This window comes from Pseudomonas uvaldensis (assembly GCF_021271205.1).
In the GTDB taxonomy this organism is placed as follows: domain Bacteria; phylum Pseudomonadota; class Gammaproteobacteria; order Pseudomonadales; family Pseudomonadaceae; genus Aquipseudomonas; species Aquipseudomonas uvaldensis.
This window is the reverse complement of the sequence record NZ_JAIWKS010000002.1, coordinates 46,933-64,148: the sequence shown is the minus strand read 5'-3', so window position 1 is coordinate 64,148 and position 17,216 is coordinate 46,933. Positions and strand designations below refer to the sequence as shown.

The window sequence follows — 17,216 nt, the reverse complement described above, 5'->3', positions numbered from 1 at the left end:
GGCTTATTTCGACCCTGAAACTCCCCCACGTATTCTCGAAAAGAGGCACCTACCTCCTTATGGAAAATAACGTTGGGAACCATGCAAAACTCGCTGACAACCTTCTCGTCACATCGATTGACAGGTTTTTGCCTGGCTATCGCGCTTTTTGAACTGCTGACCTATTTGGCCAGCGACCTGGTCATGCCCGCCATGCCTGGTGTCACCGAGGAACTGGGTGCCGCCGCGGATCAAATTCCCTATGCGTTCAACCTTTACCTGTTGGGCGGCGTCGTGTTGCCGTGGCTGATCGGCCCGTTATCGGATCACTATGGGCGCCGGCTGTTCATGCTCGCCGGCTGCGCCGGCTTTGCGCTGGCTTGCGCGGCAATCACGCAGGTCAGCCACATGCTCGGATTCAATGCCCTGCGCCTGATCCAGGGCATGGGCCTGGGCTTCGTGATTGCCGTCAGCTATCCCGCCATACAGGAAATGTTCAGCGAATCGGACGCCGTGAGAGTCATGGCGCTGCTGGGTAACCTCGCGCTCCTTTCTCCCCTGCTGGGGCCGTTGCTCGGTGGGGTGCTATTGCAATGGTTGTCTTGGCGCGAACTGTTTCTATTGCTCGCGGGCCTCGGGGCGGTGAGCTGGCTGGCCCTGTGGTGGTTCATGCCGCAAAACGCGGGGACCGGGCAGACGGACGGAAAACCACTGCCCCTCGAACCCTTCGAATTGCGCTCCCTGCTCAAGCGTTATGGCGCATTACTGGGGCACGCAGGATTCATGGCCGCCAGCGTAGCGCTCGGCCTGATGAGTCTGCCGCTGATCGCCTGGATAGGACTGTCGCCCCAGTTGTTGATCCAGGGCCAGGACCTTTCACCGCTCATGTACGGGCTGTGGCAGATGCCGGTCTTCGCCGCGGTGATCCTTGGCAACCTCCTGCTCAACGGGCTGGTGGAACGGGCCGGTGTCCACGGGGTGCTCCGCTATAGCCTCTGGCCCTTGTGCGCCGGCCTGATCGCACTGGTCATTGCCAGTCGGTTCGATCTTGCGCTGCCGATACTGGTCTGCGGTCTGTCGCTGTATGCCCTTGGACTCGGCATGGGCAATGCGGCGCTGTATCGATTGGCGCTGTTCGCCAGCCCCGACAGCAAAGGACTGGTCTCGGCCATGGTCGGGATGATTTCCATTGCGGTGATGAGCGCGACAGGTTCGCTGCTGGCTCTGCTGGGCGCCGGGGCCAGCCTGGAGTCCTTTGCCCTGATGGCCGGCATCGCCGGGCTCAGCTGTCTTGTGGCATTGCGCCTGTTCCTGTCGCAACCGCCGGCCCACGTTTGAAGTTCTCGTCCCTGAGGAACCTTGCCCAGATGATTCATTTTCCCCACGCCGATGCGCTATGCGCACTGCCCCACCCCTACGATCCCGACTCGGTACCTTCCGGACTGTTCGATCGTGCCATGGCGGAGCTAAGCCTGTTTCATTGCCACCATACCCCAGGCTATGAAGCCTGGCTCAACGCCAATGATCTTGACGCCGCAGACCTGGAGCACATGACAGACTGGTCGCGGCTGCCACCTATCTATGCCAACTACTTCAAACAGCGACTGCTGCTCAGCCCAACCGCCGCAGATGCCCTGGAACTTACGTCGTCCGGCACCAGTGGGCAGAAAAGCCGCATGCGCTACGACGAACGCAGCATGGCTGCGGCCCAGGGCATGGTGGCGCGGATCTTCGAGCATTACGGCTGGTCCACCCCGGATACGCCCTGTAACTATCTGCTGCTTGGGCATGAACCCGAACCGGACAATCGACTGGGAACGGCGTACACCGATCAGTTCCTGTGTCGCTTTGCCCCGGTCAATCGCGTTGCCTATGCCTTGCGGCGTACCGGGACAGGGCACGAATTCGATGTGTTCGGCGTTATCCGCGCCTTGCAAGCGTTCGCCGGGCAGGGCTTGCCGGTCAGGATCATCGGCTTCCCGGCCTTGCTTTGGCACGTACTCGAACGCATGCGCGAAACAGGCCTTGCGGACCTGGAGCTCGCGCCTGGCTCCCTGGTATTCCTGGGAGGCGGCTGGAAAAAGCAGGCCGCCCAGGAGATTCCCCGCCATCAGGTCTACGAGCGCATCACCCGGCAGTTGGGGATTGCTCCCCATCGATGCCGTGACGGCTACGGTGCCGTCGAGCATGCAGTGCCTTATGTCGAATGCGAACACCACCGCTTTCATGTGCCGGTCTATTCGAAAGTCTTTGTGCGGCATCCATCGGACTTCAGTGTCCAGCCCCTCGGCGAGGCCGGTCTTCTGTCCTTCGTTTCACCTTACATCTCCTCCAGCCCCGCCCACGCCGTGGTGATGAGCGACCTCGCGACCCTGCATGGCGCCGACTGCGAGTGTGGCTCCAGCACCCAGTGGTTCGAACTCCACGGCCGTGCCGGCACCAGCGCCAGCAGAAGCTGCGCCATGGCTGCCGCCGAATTGATCAAGGAAAACTGACATGTATCTCATCAATGGCCAACTGCACGAGAGCCTGCTCCTCGACCCGGTCCTCGAACGCTTGCAGGCGCAATTGCCCGCCCTGCTGGCCGAGCCCCCCTCCATCGACAGCGTCCTCGACTGCGCCGACGCGTTCACCCAGGCATTGCGCTCGGCGGGGCAGGATTGCTTCCTTGACGAGGACCAGCGTCAGGCATTGATCGCCTTCTGTACGAGAGAGCATCTGAGTCTCAAATTGACGCGAGAACTGGGTGCGGAGCCTCGCTCGATCAGACGAATCGACTACAGCGACGGTCCCTTCGAAAGCTGGCAACCCCTGGGCCTGGTGGTGCATGTCACACCGGGCAACGCACCGCTGCTGGCGTTCTGCGCCGCCCTGGAAAGCCTGTTGGCGGGGAATATCAACTGGCTGCGGCCCAGCACACGGGATGGAGACCTGACGGCCCGGACACTGAAGGCCTTTCTCGATTGCGACCGCAGTGGCCGGCTTGGCGGTCACCTCGCGGTTCTACCCGTGCCTCACCATGAAAGCGGACAGCTTTTCGCGTTGGCCCAAGGCGTCAGCGCCTGGGGCGGCGAAACGGCGCTCAAGGCACTGCGCGAGCAGATCCCGAGCGGCTGCCGCTGGATCGATTGGGGCCACCGCATCAGCTTCGCCTATGTCACGCCTCGCGCCGCCACGCCACAGGCGCTGGATGCGCTGGTGGATGAAGTCTGTCGTCTCGATCAGCAAGCCTGCTCCAGTCCCCAATGGCTCCTGGTAGATCATGACGAGCCCGCTGCGCTGCAGGCACTGGGCAATGCACTGGCCGCTGCGTTCGAACGACGGGCAGGCCAGTGGCCGGCGCTGACCGCCAGCACCGCCGAAGCCTGCGAGATCACTACCCGGACCGCCCTGGCCCGACTGGACCAGAGCTTCGCGGGGCAGACCGGCCAGGTCTGGGTCGGTAGCGGCTGGCGCATTCTCTGGGAACATCACCGCGACCTATCGCCGTCGCCGCTGTTCCGCACGCTGCTGCTGCGGCCCGTCCCCCAGGATTCGCTGATCGAAACCCTGCAGCCGTGGCGCAACGTCCTGCAAAGCTGCGCACTGATCTGCGAAGCGGAACGGGTGCCAGGGTTGGCACATAGCCTGATAGCCGCTGGCGTGACCCGTGTCTCGACAACCGCCGACATCCAGCAAGGCTATGACGGCGAGCCTCACGATGGGGTCTATGCGTTGCAACGGTTGAGCCGTCGGGTGTCGATCGGTCTTGCAGCGGATGTCGCAAGCCTGCGCGTCACCCTGGATACCCAGCCTGCCCCCATGCGGATACCTCTCTCGACGCCGATCATGGACAAAGCCGCCTTCCTGGCGCTGGCCACCCCAGCACAGGCACAGCTTTTTTTCCGCTCCGGTGGCAGCAGCGGTGATCCGGTGTTGTCGCCCTACAGCCATCGGGATTTCGATCGCCACATGCGTGCCGCCGCCGATGGAGTGCGTGCAGCCGGCCTCGACCCGGCGCGGGATAGGGTGATGAACCTGTTCTATGGGGGCAGCCTCTACGGCGGCTTCTTCAGCTTCTCGAAAATACTGGAGCAGATGAACGTCGTGCACTACCCGATGGGGGCTCCCTCGGGCGATGACTTCGAAGAAATCGCAAGGCTGATCGTCAGCCAAGGCATCAACACCCTGGTGGGCATGCCCAGTACAATCCAGCGCCTGTTTTCGAGCCAGCAGTCACTGCTCAAAGACTATGCGGGCGTTCACAAGGTGTTACTGGGTGGCGAACACCTGGGGAAAGGCAGCCGGCAACTGCTCCGGGAGTGTGGGGTCAGCCATATCCGCTCGGCAATCTACGGTACGGTGGACGCAGGCCCCCTCGGCCATGCCTGCACTGCCAGTGACGATGGCGTATTCCATCTGATGACCGACATCCAACACCTGGAGATTGTCGATCTGGACCAGGACAGGCCGGTCAGTCCCGGGGAAACCGGGCGCCTGCTCTTTACTTCCCGCCTGCGCCAGGCCCAACCCCTTCGCCGCTACGAAGTCGGCGATTGCGGCCGCTGGGTAACGCCGCCCTGCCCCTGTGGCCTGGAGTCGCCCCGGTTCGAGCTGCGCGAACGCCACGGACGCCTGATACGCATCGGCACGGAATTCATCAATACCCGCGAGCTGACCGAACGTGCACAAGTGGCTATTCAAATCGTCCTCGACCATGACCGCAGCGGCTGTGAACGCCTGTCGATTCGCGCCGACGGCGATGTCGAAACAGTCCGGCGCGCAGTGTTGAGTCTCAAATCCGTCTTCACATCGGTCGAGGGAGCCTTGTTGGTCCTGGACGTCCAATCCTGTCCGGCCGAACGCTTCGAACATAACAAACACAGCGGCAAAGTCCCGCTGGTGATCGATTCCAGAAGAGCCGGCTGATTGTTCCGTCGCAAACCGTCCAGCGGACTTCATAGCCAGAGAAAATCCTGATGAGTACTTCTTCAACAATCGAACAATGGCTCGGTCATGTCCGGCTGCACTCAAGGTATTACCAGAGGCACTGGAGGCATTTGCCAGCGCAAGGATACGCCTTGCAGGACTTGCCCATGACCGACGTCAACCAATTCTGGGCCGACAGCCATGACCTTGACGCATGGGAAGTACTGACCGCCCCCCTACAGGACGCATTGATCTTTAAAACCGGTGGCACGACAGGCCAGGGAAAGCTGTCGGTCTACACCCAGGATGAATGGCACCAGATGGTCGACTGCTTCGGTCGTGGCCTGTCCACCCAATTGAGTGCAGGCGACCGCATTGCCAATCTGTTTTTTTCGGGCGACCTGTATGCCAGTTTCCTGTTCATTCATGGTGCCCTTCGCCGCGCTGAGGTCCCCATTACCGAGTTTCCATTCACGGGCTCGGTCGATCCCGACACGCTGGCGGACGCGGTCATCGCGCACCATATCAATGTGCTGGCTGGGGTTCCTGCGCATCTGCTGGCCATTGCCAGCCACCTGGAGCAACAGGGGCGAACGCTGCCCGGCATTACCACGATACTGTTTGGTGGAGAACACTTGTTCGAGAGTCAACGACCCCTGCTGCAGCGCGCCTTTCCACAGGCACGCTTCACATCGATCGGTTATGCCAGCGTGGACGCCGGCCTGGTGGGAGCCAGCACCCCGGACTGCGATGCTGGCGAACACCGGGTTTTCGATGAACAGACGCGCGTGGAGATCATCGACGAGCTGAGCGGCGAGGTTATCGAGGCCTGCGATCGGCCCGGTAACCTGGTGGTCAGCAACCTCAGCCGCAGGCTGATGCCCATCGTACGGTATCCGGTCGGGGACCGGGCCTGTTGGCGCGAGCCGGTCGGCACGCCGTGGCGCAAATTCGCCCTGCAAGGCCGCAGCGCGCAGAGCCAGCGCGTGCGGGTGGGGGTGATTTCGCTGTTCCCGCAACAGATCAGCGAGATCATCCGACACGTTGCCGGTGACCTTCAATGGCAACTGATTCTCGAGCACGTCGAAAACAAAGATCGCCTGGTATTCAAATGGGTTTCAACGGCTCCTCGAAAGGCGCACGGGTCGCTTTCTCTTGAACTGAAAGCCACGTTGTCCCGCCAATACCCGGGCATAGAACGTCTTGGCCTGGAGGTCCAGGAATGCAGTGCCCTGGAGCTGGAGCGCCATCCACGCTCGGGCAAGCATCTGCCGATTGTCGACCGGCGCCTCTATGGCCCGGCGGGGCTTGCGCGATGATCGCCCCGGTTATCCGGCCGTTCACACCCGCGGATGCCGTTGGAACAAGTGAATTGTTCCGCCGGGTATATGGCGACCACTACGTTTCGCCGGATGTCTACGTACCGCACATGATCTGCCAACACAACCAGCACCGACATTGGCACTCCATGGTTGCCATGGTGGATGATCGTGTGGTTGGCCACGCCGCGTTGTGCCTGCCTTCAGCCAACCATGGTGATGCAGAGCTGGCCTTGATGGCAGTGGACCCCGCCCTGCAAGGCAACCAGATAGCGATGCGCCTGGGCCGGCAACTGCTGGACCTTTGTGAGGCTCTGGGGCTCGTCAGGCTGTCGATCAAACAAGTCACCAGCCATCCCTATAGCCAGCGTTTGGCACGACGACTCGGTTTCCAGGACACCGGCCTGATGCCCGATCATGTGCCTTCGCCGTTCGACATTGCCCTGACCGAAACCATTGTGGTGGGCTGCCAGATGATCGGTAGCCATCACCGGCCATTACCCGCTATCCAATGGCCCAAGGCATGCCAATGGCTCATGGTTCCGATTGCGTCGCGATTTGGCGTCACCGATGACGATATCCCGACGTCCATGCAACCGCTCCAGCTCAGGCAACTGCCCGGGCGCGTCGACGTCGGAGCCGGTCAGATAAGTCGTCCCCTGGCCAGACAACTGCAACGCCTGCCCGCCCATTGGTCCATCTCGGTACGACTCGGACTTCGTCGCCAGTTTACCGACGATTATCGTCGCCTGATGGCCGCCGGGTTCGTCTTCACCGGCGTGATGCCCGCCGGGAGCGAAGTCGGCTGGCAGGCGCAGTTTCACCGTGGAGCGCTTGCCCGACCGCTGAAACTGCACTCGTCCTCGATGCAACGGCTGCACGACGAATTGCAAGCCCATACTGAAAACTGGAGGGACGCACTGGCAAGCTCGGCAGCCTGATGAGTGAAGCTGCTTTAGCGCAAATACCTTCGAATCTTCGCAAGATCACCGCCGATCAGCTGCATTTTTTGCGACCGACGGCTTCCCTCGCAAGGTCGGTGATCGCAGCCAGGTTCAAGCTGAGCCGATAACACCATCGGGTGGACTTTCCAGCAAATGGACAATCCTCGGCTCGATTCCGTCGGCCCTTACCTCAAGCAGGGCCAGCGTCACCGGTAGTTTGAAACGCCGGCGACCGGCACTGCCGGGGTTGAGATAGAGCCTTTCGCCACGCCATTCGACGCCCGGTTTGTGGGAGTGGCCCGTAATGACCACCCTCACGCCCGGGTCGAGCGATACCGGGACATCGGCGATGTCATGGACCAGCAAGACCTGCCATCCGCACAGGTCGAACTGCAAACAGTCCGCAAGCTGCCCTGCCCAGCCGGCGGCCAGATCGTTGTTGCCGCGCACAACCCGCAGCGCCGCGATGGCGGCCAGCCGTTCCAGAATATCCGGGCTACCGATGTCCCCAGCGTGAATGATCTGCTCACAGCCCTCCAACGCTGCGAGGGCTTCAGGCCGGAGCAAGCCATGGGTATCGGAAATGACACCTACTTTCACGGTGGCTTCCTCTTCATAGTCAACTAACGCATGGTTTTCGGATAAGGTAGGCTGCGTACCGCATAAGACGCAGAATAGTCGCTAAAGGAAGCGTAATGCTCGGAAGCAAACAGTCGGAGCCAATAACGGAAAGCGCCGACAAGGCCTTTTCCCCTCAAGTCGTGAGGGCTGGCGCCGCATTGCGGCTCACGGTCAGCTTCATGTTGGTGGTGGTTCTGACGTTCATCAGTATTGAAGGCTGGCGAACGTGGCGTGATTACCGTGCTGCTTTCGCGTCCGCGCGCGACTCGGTGACGAACCTGGCGCGAGCGACGGCCCAGCACGCCGAAGACACCATCCGACAGGTGGATGTGGTGACCGCTGCTCTCAGCGAGCGCGTGGAAGGCGACGGGCTCCAGAACATGGACATCCCGCGCATTCATAAGCTGCTGGTGCAGCAATCCGCCATCATGCCGCAACTGCATGGACTGTTTATCTACGGTCCCGACGGGCAGTGGCTGGTCACCGACAAGGAAGTGACCCCCGAGACTGCGAACAACGCAGACCGCGATTATTTCCAGTATCACCGTACCCACCAGGACCGAAATGTCCGAATCGGCGAGGTGATCAGGAGCCGATCCACCAACGACCTGATCATTCCCATTTCCCGTCGTCTGAACAATCCCGACGGCTCATTTGCCGGTGTGCTGCTCGGTACGGTCAAGGTCAGCTATTTCGTGGATTATTACGGCGATTTCAAGATCGACGACAAAGGCGCGCTGGTCCTTGCCACACGCAGTGGCACCATCTTGGTCAGACGCCCCTTCGTTGCCTCGGTGGTGGGCAAGAGCCTGGTCAACAGCGTGATTTTCAAGAACTTCCTGCCGAACTCGAACCAGGGTATCGCAGAAGCCCGCGCCGTCATTGACGACACCGAACGCCTGTATGGCTACCGCGCCCTCACGACCTATCCATTGGTGGTGGAAGCCGGCCTGTCCCGCGAATCCATCATCGCACCCTGGCGCCGTGACTTGTTCAAGACCGGCTTCGTGCTGGTCTTCCTGATCCTGGCGCTGGTCAGCTTCGGCCTCATCGTATTGAGCCAGTTGCGCTACCGGATGGCCATGGAAAAGCAGATTCTCGAAGCGCATCAGACCATGCGGGCCATGGCGCTGACCGACAGCCTGACCGGACTGTATAACCGCCGGAAACTGGACATCACCCTGGCCGATGAACTGCGACTGGCCCGGCGCCAGGCTTCGTCGCTGGCGCTGATCATGCTGGATGTCGATTATTTCAAGCGCTTCAACGACAAGTACGGGCACGCCGCTGGCGATGACTGCCTGCGGGCGATTGCCGGTGCGATCCAGCAAGCGGTCAAGCGTCCGGGCGATCTGGCCGTCAGGTATGGCGGCGAAGAGTTCACCGTCCTGCTCCCCAATACCGACAGCGTGGGTGCCGCCAAGGTCGCCCAGACAATACTGGAATCCATCCGGGCACTGAACATCGAACACGGCGACCATCCGTTGGGAATCGTCACCGCCAGCGCGGGCATCACCAGTTGCCGGCCAGCCACCGAGGACGTGACGCCCGCGATGCTGATCAAGGCCGCCGACGCCTTTTTGTACCTGGCCAAGAACACCGGGCGAAACCGCTGGTGCAGTGCCGACGCATCGCCACGCTGACCTGCGGGACGACCTTGCGAACCGCCGTGCATCGGTCCGGCGCATGTAAATCCAAGTCCACAGGTGCCGGGCAGGCGTCTGGCGGCTACAATGCGCGCTTCGACCGTGACCAGCCTGATCAGAAAAATACATGTCCTTGCCCAAACATCACCTGGAATTGCTCAGCCCTGCCCGCGACGTGACCATCGCCCGCGAGGCCATCCTGCATGGCGCCGACGCCGTGTACATCGGTGGCCCGAGTTTCGGCGCCCGTCACAACGCCTGCAACGAGGTGGGCGATATTGCCCGGCTGGTGGAGTTCGCCCATCGTTACCACGCCCGGGTGTTCACTACCCTCAACACCATCCTGCATGACAACGAGCTGGAGCCGGCCCGTCAACTGATCCATCAGCTGTACGATGCCGGCGTCGACGCGCTGATCGTCCAGGACCTGGGGGTGATGGAGCTGGACATCCCGCCGATCGAGCTGCATGCCAGTACCCAGACCGACATCCGTACCCTGGCACGGGCGAAATTCCTCGACCAGGCCGGTTTCTCGCAACTGGTCCTGGCCCGTGAGCTGAACTTGCAGGAAATCCGCGCCATCGCCGACGAAACCGACGCCGCCATCGAGTTCTTCATCCATGGCGCACTGTGCGTGGCGTTCTCCGGACAGTGCAACATCTCCCACGCCCAGAACGGCCGCAGCGCCAACCGTGGCGACTGCTCCCAGGCCTGTCGCCTGCCCTACACCCTCAAGGATGACCAGGGCCGGGTGGTTGCCTACGAAAAGCACCTGTTGTCGATGAAGGACAACAACCAGAGCGCCAACATCCGCGCCCTGGTGGAGGCCGGCGTGCGCTCCTTCAAGATTGAAGGACGTTACAAGGACGTGGGCTATGTGAAAAACATCACTGCCTACTACCGTCAGCGCCTGGACGATGTGCTCGAAGACCGCCCCGACCTGGCCCGGGCATCCAGCGGCCGTACCGCCCACTTCTTCGTACCCGACCCGGACAAGACCTTCCATCGCGGCAGCACCGACTACTTCGTCAGCGAACGCAAGATCGATATCGGCGCCTTTGACTCACCGACCTTTACCGGCGTGCCGGTGGGTGTGGTGGAAAAGGTCGGCAAGCGCGACCTGCAAGTGGTGACGGTCGACCCGTTGTCCAACGGCGATGGCCTCAATGTGCTGGTCAAGCGCGAAGTCGTGGGTTTCCGGGCGAACATCGCCGAACCCAAGGGCGAATTCGAGGAGGACGGCCAGAAGCGCTACCGCTACCGTGTCGAGCCCAACGAAATGCCGGCCGGGATGTACAAGTTGCGCCCCAACCACCCCTTGAGCCGCAACCTGGACCACAACTGGCAGCAAGCGCTGCTCAAGACCTCCGCCGAGCGTCGGGTGGGCCTGGCCTGGATCGCTCGCCTGCGTCAGGAGCGTCTGGAACTGACCGCCACCAGCGAGGAAGGTATCAGCGCCAGCGTCACCCTCGAAGGGCCATTCGGCCTGGCGAACAAGCCGGAACAGGCACTGGACCAGTTGCACGACCTGCTCGGCCAGTTGGGTACCACCGAATACCACGCCACCGACATCGAACTGGACGCGCCCCAAGCGTTCTTCATTCCGAACTCACAGCTCAAGACTCTGCGTCGCGAAGTCATCGAAGCCCTGACCGCTGCCCGCATCAAAGCTCACCCCCGCGGCGGCCGTAAAGCCGAGACCAACCCACCGCCTGTGTACCCGGAGTCGCATCTGTCGTTCCTCGCCAACGTCTACAACCAGAAGGCCCGCGACTTCTACCACCGCCATGGCGTGGAACTGATCGACGCGGCATTCGAGGCCCACGAGGAAACCGGCGAAGTACCGGTGATGATCACCAAGCACTGCCTGCGCTTCTCGTTCAATCTCTGCCCCAAACAGGCCAAGGGTGTCACCGGCGTGCGCACCAAGGTTGCCCCGATGCAACTGATTCAGGGGGACGAAGTGCTCACCTTGAAGTTCGATTGCAAGCCGTGCGAAATGCATGTGATCGGCAAGATCAAGGGTCACATCCTTGACCTGCCGCTGCCGGGCAGCACCACAGAGCCGGTGGTCGGCTACATCAGCCCCGAAGACCTGCTCAAGACCATTCCCCGCGCGCCGCATTGACCGGGCCTGCTCTTGTGGGAGCGGGCTTGCTCGCGAAAGCGGTCGTCCAGTCTATGAAGATGTCGACTGGCGTGGCCTCTTTGCGAGCAAGCCCGCTCCCACAGGGTTCCGGGGCGCCTGTTGGAACTTGACCCTTCACTCAACATTTGCCTTTGTGCGGACTTCCCGAGGGTGCTAGGTTGTAAGTGTTTGTTTCTTTGAACAGACACTTACTCCAATCCTCCGCAAAGGAATGCCTCCTGCAATGGACTTTTCCCTCAAGCACCTGGCCGTGGCCACCCTGATGCTGTCCAGCCTCACCTCGATCACTACGCCAGCGTTCGCCAACATCACCGCGCAACAGAACGCAACCCTCGTCAAATCCTTCGCCGACACATCAGTTACGGATTTCAGGCAATTCCTGGGACGCGTGGCCAAGAGCGATGTGGCCAAGAGCGCCAAGCTGGGCCCGGCCATCGACGCCTTCCTCGACAACAAGCCCCTTTCGGCTGAACAGCAGAACGAAATCCATCGTCTGCTCGGCCTTTATGCACGGGTGAAGTATGGCGCGGCGGCCACTGAAACCCTGCGCGAACTGGTTGCCATCCCGACCTTCCGCAAAGATGGCGTCGCCCAGCACGAGAACCCGGAGTTCCTAAAGATCGCCGACAAGATCAAGGGCCTGGCCCAATCCTTCAACCTGAACTTTCGCAACGTCGACAACCGCGTCTATGAAATTTCCCTCGAAGGCAGCGGCAGCGAAGTCGTGGGCATTCACGCCCATGCCGACGTGGTACCGGTGACACCGGAAAACTGGGTTTTGAAAGACGGCACCCGCCTCGACCCGTTCAAGGTCACTCTCGTGGGCGACCGCATGTATGGCCGGGGTACCGAGGACGACAAGAACGGCATCGTCGTAGCGCTCTATGCGATGAAAATCATCAAGGAAGAAAAGCTGCCCTTGGCGAGAAATTTCAAGCTGCTGGTCGATACCACCGAGGAAACCAGCGGTGACGCTATCCCTTACTACTTCGAACGCAACCCGACGCCCGACTACAACCTGGCGCTGGACGGCGGCTACCCCGTGGTGATCGCCGAAAAGGGCTACGGCACGGTCATGGCCAACTTCGCCCGGCGTACCGCACAGGGCAAGGGTGCCGAAATCACCGGATTGACGGGGGGGCTGGCCACCAACCAGATTCCGTCGACCTCGGTAGCCACCTTTGCCGGTGACAAGCCTGCCGAACTGGCTGCCGAGCTGCTCAAGGCCGGTACCGACTATGCCAAACGCAACGGTGGCAACTTCGAGGTGGCCTCCAAAGTTATCGGCAAGGACGTCCAGTTGACCTTCACCGGCGTTTCCGCCCATTCCTCCGAGCCCGAATCAGGCGTGAATCCGGTCGCCCGGATGCTAGACTTCATCAACGGCCTCGACGGCAAAGTGGCGCTCAAGCACAACCACATCACCGACGCCGCCCGCTACGCCGCCGAGAACTGGGGTCTGGACTACCTGGGCAACACGCTCGGGATCGGTTTTTCCGACACCTTCATGGGTCCGCTGACCGCCTCGCTGACCTACGTCGGGATGGACGATAAGGTCTTCAAGCTTGCGGTGAACCTGCGGGTGCCGGTGGGCAAGCCCACGGAAAAACTCAAGGCAGAAATAGCCGACAAACTGGCGGCCTGGAGCAAGAAGTCCCACGTAACCGTGGCGTTCGATTACTCCATCGACGAGCCGATGTACCGCAATCCCGAGGGTGAATGGGTCAAGGCGCTACTGGCCGTGGCTACCGAGAACCTGGGCATGGAACACAAATTCGGCACGTCTGCGGGCGCCACGTCGGTCCACGACTTGCCCAATGGCGTGCAATTCGGCCTGGCCATGCCTGACGTGAAGTACACCGGTCACAACGATAACGAGTTCAAGACAGTCGAGCAGTTCATGCTGGACTTGCAGATCGTGACCGAGATGATGGGACGGGTCGGGCAGTTGCCGAAGTTGTAGAAGACTGTCCGGTTCACCGTGGCGAGTGTGTCTCCTCGCCACGGGCTTATCCTATTCCTTCACCTGATTGGCGCTTGGATCGATCACCTTTGCGGTGACATCGATCAGCTCCAGCCCCCAATCCCCATGCAGGTACCAATCCTCGCCGATCATCTCGGCCGGATGCATCGTCCGATCGGCGCCGTTGCCGCAGGCCAGGGCGCTCGACGCGCAGTATCGGTCACAGCCCCAGCAGATACGCTCCGGGTGTTTGGGACTCAGGGGAAAGGGCTTGGCCATGGGAACCCCGCTGACAATGGGTGTATCCGCACCCTATCGCGCCCGGTCGGAATCGCCCTTGATTTCGATCAAGAACCCCCGGTGGGAAAACCATCCTCTACCTCGCCAGAATCACGCTGAAAATTGACAATAATCATTATTATTCGCAGCGAAGCTCCCTAGACTCCGGCCAACTCTAACGTTGCCCAGGAAGTCATCATGCGCACGCTCGCTCCCCTGTCCCTCGCCCTGCTCGCTCTTGCACCGTTGGCCCAGGCCAAGGAATACCCCATTGGCGAACCGCAAATGTGTCCCGGCCTCGAAGTCGCAGCGGTGTACCTGCAACCGATTGAAATGGCCCCCGCCGGCATGATGCGCCCTACCGCCGATTCGGATGTTCACCTGGAAGCCGACATCCGCGCCACGGCGGACAACCGGCAGGGCTTTCAGGAAGGCAGCTTCGTGCCCTACCTCAACGTGTCGTTCCAATTGAAGAAACAGGGCAACGACACCCCGATCAAGGGGGATTTCCACGCCATGGTTGCCAACGACGGACCGCACTACGGCGACAACGTGAAACTGCTCGGTCCCGGCAAATACCAATTGACGTTCACCCTCCTGCCCCCCGGCGGCCATGCATCCCTGGGCCGTCATACCGACAAGGAAACCGGCGTGGCGCCGTGGTTCGAACGCTGTGAGCTGCACTACGAATTCGTCTACGCCGGGATTGGCAAAAAAGGCGGGTATTGAGGATGGGACGTGCAATCGGCGCACGGCCCCTGGCCTGGTTGATGCTGGCTGGCCTGGCGTTGCCTTCGGTGGCCCAGGCCGAACTGCCGACCTATGAGCTGAGCATACGTGACGGACATTTCAGCCCCCCGTTGCTGGAAGTGCCGGCGGGCCAACGCTTCAAGATCGTCTTGAAAAACATCGGCCAGGGCCCGGCGGAGTTCGAAAGCACACCCTTGCGGGTGGAAAAGGTGCTGTCCCCCGGCGTCACCACCTTCGTCGTGATCCACCCGTTGCGTCCGGGTCAGTACCCGTTCTTCGACGAATTCAATCCGCAACTGCCCGAGGGCGGCATCCTGGCCCGGTAAGCGGCCAGCAGGAGGCGTTTGCATGACCCAATCGATGTTTATTGTCTGGCGCGAAAGCGTCGAGGCGTTGTTGGTGATCGGGATTCTCCAGGCCTGGGTCAGCCGCCAGCCACAGGGCCGGCAACTGTCCCGCTACGTATGGGGCGGCGCGGTGTCGGGCCTGCTCCTGTCGGCGGTGCTGGCTGGTCTGATCCTGCTGGCGGGCGAAGCCATGAGCGGCTCGGCCAACGAATGGTTCCAGGCCTCGCTGGCGATGATCGCAAGCCTGCTGATCGTGCAGATGGTGGGCTGGATGCACCGCAACGCACGCACCCTCAAACAAGACCTGACACGCGATGCCAGCCATCGCCTGGACCGCCAGGGGGGCCTGGGGCTGTTGCTCCTGGCGCTGCTGGCCGTCAGCCGCGAAGGCAGTGAAACCGTGGTTTTCCTGTATGGCGCCGGTGCCCGCCTGCAGGGGACCTCGTTGGGCCTGTTCGCCATTGGCGCTGTGGCTGGACTGGCAATGGCCTTGCTGACCGTCTCCGTGCTGCACGGCAGTCGCCGGTTCATCTCATGGCCGCGTTTTTTTGCCATCAGCGAAACGATCCTCTTGCTGCTCGGCGCGGCGCTGCTGGTCAGCGGCATCGAGCGGATCGGCGGGCAACTGCTCGCGATGGATTGGCCCGAGACGGTGTATCGCAGCATCGGTGACGCCCTGTGGGACAGCAGCGCGATCCTGGATGACGGCCACGGGTTCGGCGGTTTCCTGGCTGATTTTGCCGGGTATCGGGCGAGTCCCAGCGCGCTGACACTGCTCGTGTGGATCGGCTACTGGCTGGCCGTCATTGGCTGGCTACGCCCGCGCAAGGCGGAACACCTGCCATGCCCCACCTGAATAACTGGCTCCAGCGCCTGGGCGACGGCATGCGGCGCCACGGCGCAACCATTCGCGCCGTGCAATGGGCGGTGGTGCTGTTCTATGCCGTGTTGCTGGTGGTGCCCGCCCTGCTGCCGCTGCCGGACAGCCAGGCACGGATGGTCGATAACCTCACCCTGCTGGCGCAGTTTCTGTTCTGGGGCCTCTGGTGGCCGTTCGTGTTGTTGTCGATCGTGTTGTTCGGACGACTCTGGTGCGGCGTGTTATGCCCCGAAGGGGCCCTGAGCGAATGGGCCAGTCGCTATGGCAAGGGCCTGGGGATGCCAAAAGGCTTGCGCTGGGCCGGTTGGCCGACCCTGGCGTTCTGCCTGACCACGATCTATGGCCAACTCATCAGCGTCTACGATTATGCCCAGGCAGCGTTGCTGATCCTGGGGGGGTCGACCATCGCGGCGGTGATCGTCGGCCTGCTATTCGCCCGTGGCAAGCGGGTCTGGTGTCGTTACTTGTGCCCGGTCAGCGGCGTCTTCGCCCTGCTCGCCCGTCTGGCGCCGGTGCATTTCCAGGTGGATGAACAACGCTGGCTGGCGAATGCCGGCCCTCGCCTTCCGCCCCCCAACTGCGCGCCGCTGTTGGACATCCGCCGTCTGCGCGGCGCCGCCGATTGCCACGCCTGTGGTCGCTGCAGCGGCCAGCGCGATGCCGTTCGCCTGATTGCCCGTTCCAGCAACCAGGAGATTCTTCAATCGACCAGCAGCAGTGTGTCGTCCTGGGACGTCCGCTTGTTGCTGTTCGGCGTCATCGGCCTGGCCATGGGCGCCTTCCAGTGGACCGTCAGCCCCTGGTTCATCGCCCTGAAGCAGGCACTGGCCCAATGGCTGGTGGCCCATGATTGGCTATGGCCCTTGCAGGACGACGCGCCCTGGTGGCTATTGACGCACTATCCTCAGGCCAACGACAGTTTCAGTTGGCTCGACGGTTTGTGCATCCTCGCCTACCTGGGCCTGAGCGCCTTGCTGCTGGGCACTTCTTTGACGCTGCTGATGCGCCTGGCGGCCAGAATCTCGGGCGACCCTGCACAATATTGGCCCTTAGCTATCACCCTGACGCCCCTCGGCGGTGCGGGGCTGTTCCTCGGTTTGTCGGCCACCACGGTGAAGCTGCTGCGTTATGAAGGGCTGCTGCTCGACTGGGTACAGCCCGCCCGGGCCGCGTTGTTGATCGCGGCCATAGGCTGGAGCCTGTGGCTGGGCTGGAAGCGACTGGAGCAGACGGCGCCGACTCGCAGGGTACTCGCCATGGCGTGCCTGGCGCTGGCCTGCGGCCTAGTGGGATATGGTTGGTGGCTGCAGTTCTGGGGGTGGTGATCGATCCCCGCCCCAACACCCTTTCCTGAAGGAGTGAGTGTCAGGGTGAATATCTGTGGGAGCAAGGCTTGCCCGCGATGCCGACACCTCGATCTGTCAGGGACCG

14 protein-coding genes are annotated in these 17,216 nt (G+C 61.9%); 12 read left to right on the top strand and 2 right to left on the bottom strand.

The features are described from left to right. Positions 1 to 81 precede the first annotated feature (81 nt). Genes LCU97_RS03880 through LCU97_RS03860 form a run of 5 tightly spaced genes read left to right on the top strand, consistent with a single transcriptional unit; the run spans position 82 to position 7,147 of the window. Positions 82 to 1,317, top strand: a complete 1,236-nt coding sequence (locus LCU97_RS03880) for an MFS transporter (RefSeq protein WP_232775614.1) — start codon at positions 82 to 84, stop codon at positions 1,315 to 1,317. A gap of 29 nt (positions 1,318 to 1,346) precedes the next feature. Further along, positions 1,347 to 2,474 (top strand): LuxE/PaaK family acyltransferase, encoded by a 1,128-nt coding sequence (locus LCU97_RS03875; protein WP_232775613.1) that lies wholly within the window; start codon positions 1,347 to 1,349, stop codon positions 2,472 to 2,474. A 1-nt stretch (position 2,475) separates the two neighbouring features. Then, positions 2,476 to 4,887, top strand: coding sequence for an acyl-CoA reductase (locus LCU97_RS03870; RefSeq protein ID WP_232775612.1), 2,412 nt, complete (start codon positions 2,476 to 2,478; stop codon positions 4,885 to 4,887). A gap of 50 nt (positions 4,888 to 4,937) precedes the next feature. Then, entirely contained in the window at positions 4,938 to 6,206 is a 1,269-nt protein-coding gene (locus tag LCU97_RS03865; protein WP_232775611.1) for a phenylacetate--CoA ligase family protein, read from the top strand. Then, complete coding sequence (locus LCU97_RS03860; protein WP_232775610.1) at positions 6,203 to 7,147, top strand: GNAT family N-acetyltransferase; 945 nt, start codon at positions 6,203 to 6,205, stop codon at positions 7,145 to 7,147. Before LCU97_RS03865 ends, LCU97_RS03860 begins: the two co-directional genes overlap by 4 nt. Before the next feature lie 114 nt (positions 7,148 to 7,261). On the opposite strand, the gene LCU97_RS03855 is transcribed toward LCU97_RS03860, so the two are convergent. Next, positions 7,262 to 7,750: a metallophosphoesterase family protein gene (locus LCU97_RS03855; protein ID WP_232775609.1), complete on the bottom strand. Its 489-nt coding sequence runs from the start codon at positions 7,748 to 7,750 to the stop codon at positions 7,262 to 7,264. Between the two features lie 95 nt (positions 7,751 to 7,845). On the opposite strand from LCU97_RS03855, the gene LCU97_RS03850 reads away from it, so the two are divergent. The 3 genes from LCU97_RS03850 (at position 7,846) to LCU97_RS03840 (ending at position 13,529) form a co-directional block, all read left to right on the top strand. Then, a complete protein-coding gene (locus tag LCU97_RS03850) occupies positions 7,846 to 9,414 on the top strand; it encodes a sensor domain-containing diguanylate cyclase (RefSeq protein ID WP_232775608.1) in 1,569 nt (522 codons plus the stop codon). 130 nt (positions 9,415 to 9,544) lie between these two features. Then, on the top strand, positions 9,545 to 11,545 hold the full coding sequence (locus LCU97_RS03845; protein WP_232775607.1) for a peptidase U32 family protein: 2,001 nt from the start codon (positions 9,545 to 9,547) through the stop codon (positions 11,543 to 11,545). A gap of 244 nt (positions 11,546 to 11,789) precedes the next feature. Then, positions 11,790 to 13,529, top strand: coding sequence for a dipeptidase (locus LCU97_RS03840; protein WP_232775606.1), 1,740 nt, complete (start codon positions 11,790 to 11,792; stop codon positions 13,527 to 13,529). A gap of 51 nt (positions 13,530 to 13,580) precedes the next feature. On the opposite strand, the gene LCU97_RS03835 is transcribed toward LCU97_RS03840, so the two are convergent. Then, positions 13,581 to 13,808 (bottom strand): DUF3079 domain-containing protein, encoded by a 228-nt coding sequence (locus LCU97_RS03835; RefSeq protein ID WP_232775605.1) that lies wholly within the window; start codon positions 13,806 to 13,808, stop codon positions 13,581 to 13,583. A gap of 198 nt (positions 13,809 to 14,006) precedes the next feature. Between LCU97_RS03835 and LCU97_RS03830 the strand changes: the two genes are divergently transcribed. The 4 genes from LCU97_RS03830 to LCU97_RS03815 are packed head-to-tail and all read left to right on the top strand — an operon-like array spanning position 14,007 to position 17,110. Continuing rightward, entirely contained in the window at positions 14,007 to 14,537 is a 531-nt protein-coding gene (locus tag LCU97_RS03830) for an iron transporter (protein ID WP_053151409.1), read from the top strand. A 2-nt stretch (positions 14,538 to 14,539) separates the two neighbouring features. Further along, positions 14,540 to 14,884, top strand: coding sequence for a cupredoxin domain-containing protein (locus LCU97_RS03825; protein ID WP_232775604.1), 345 nt, complete (start codon positions 14,540 to 14,542; stop codon positions 14,882 to 14,884). A 22-nt stretch (positions 14,885 to 14,906) separates the two neighbouring features. Further along, complete coding sequence (locus tag LCU97_RS03820) at positions 14,907 to 15,761, top strand: FTR1 family iron permease (protein WP_053151403.1); 855 nt, start codon at positions 14,907 to 14,909, stop codon at positions 15,759 to 15,761. Further along, entirely contained in the window at positions 15,749 to 17,110 is a 1,362-nt protein-coding gene (locus LCU97_RS03815) for a 4Fe-4S binding protein (RefSeq protein ID WP_232775603.1), read from the top strand. The genes LCU97_RS03820 and LCU97_RS03815 overlap by 13 nt, the downstream gene beginning before the upstream one ends. The last annotated feature ends 106 nt before the right edge of the window (positions 17,111 to 17,216 follow it).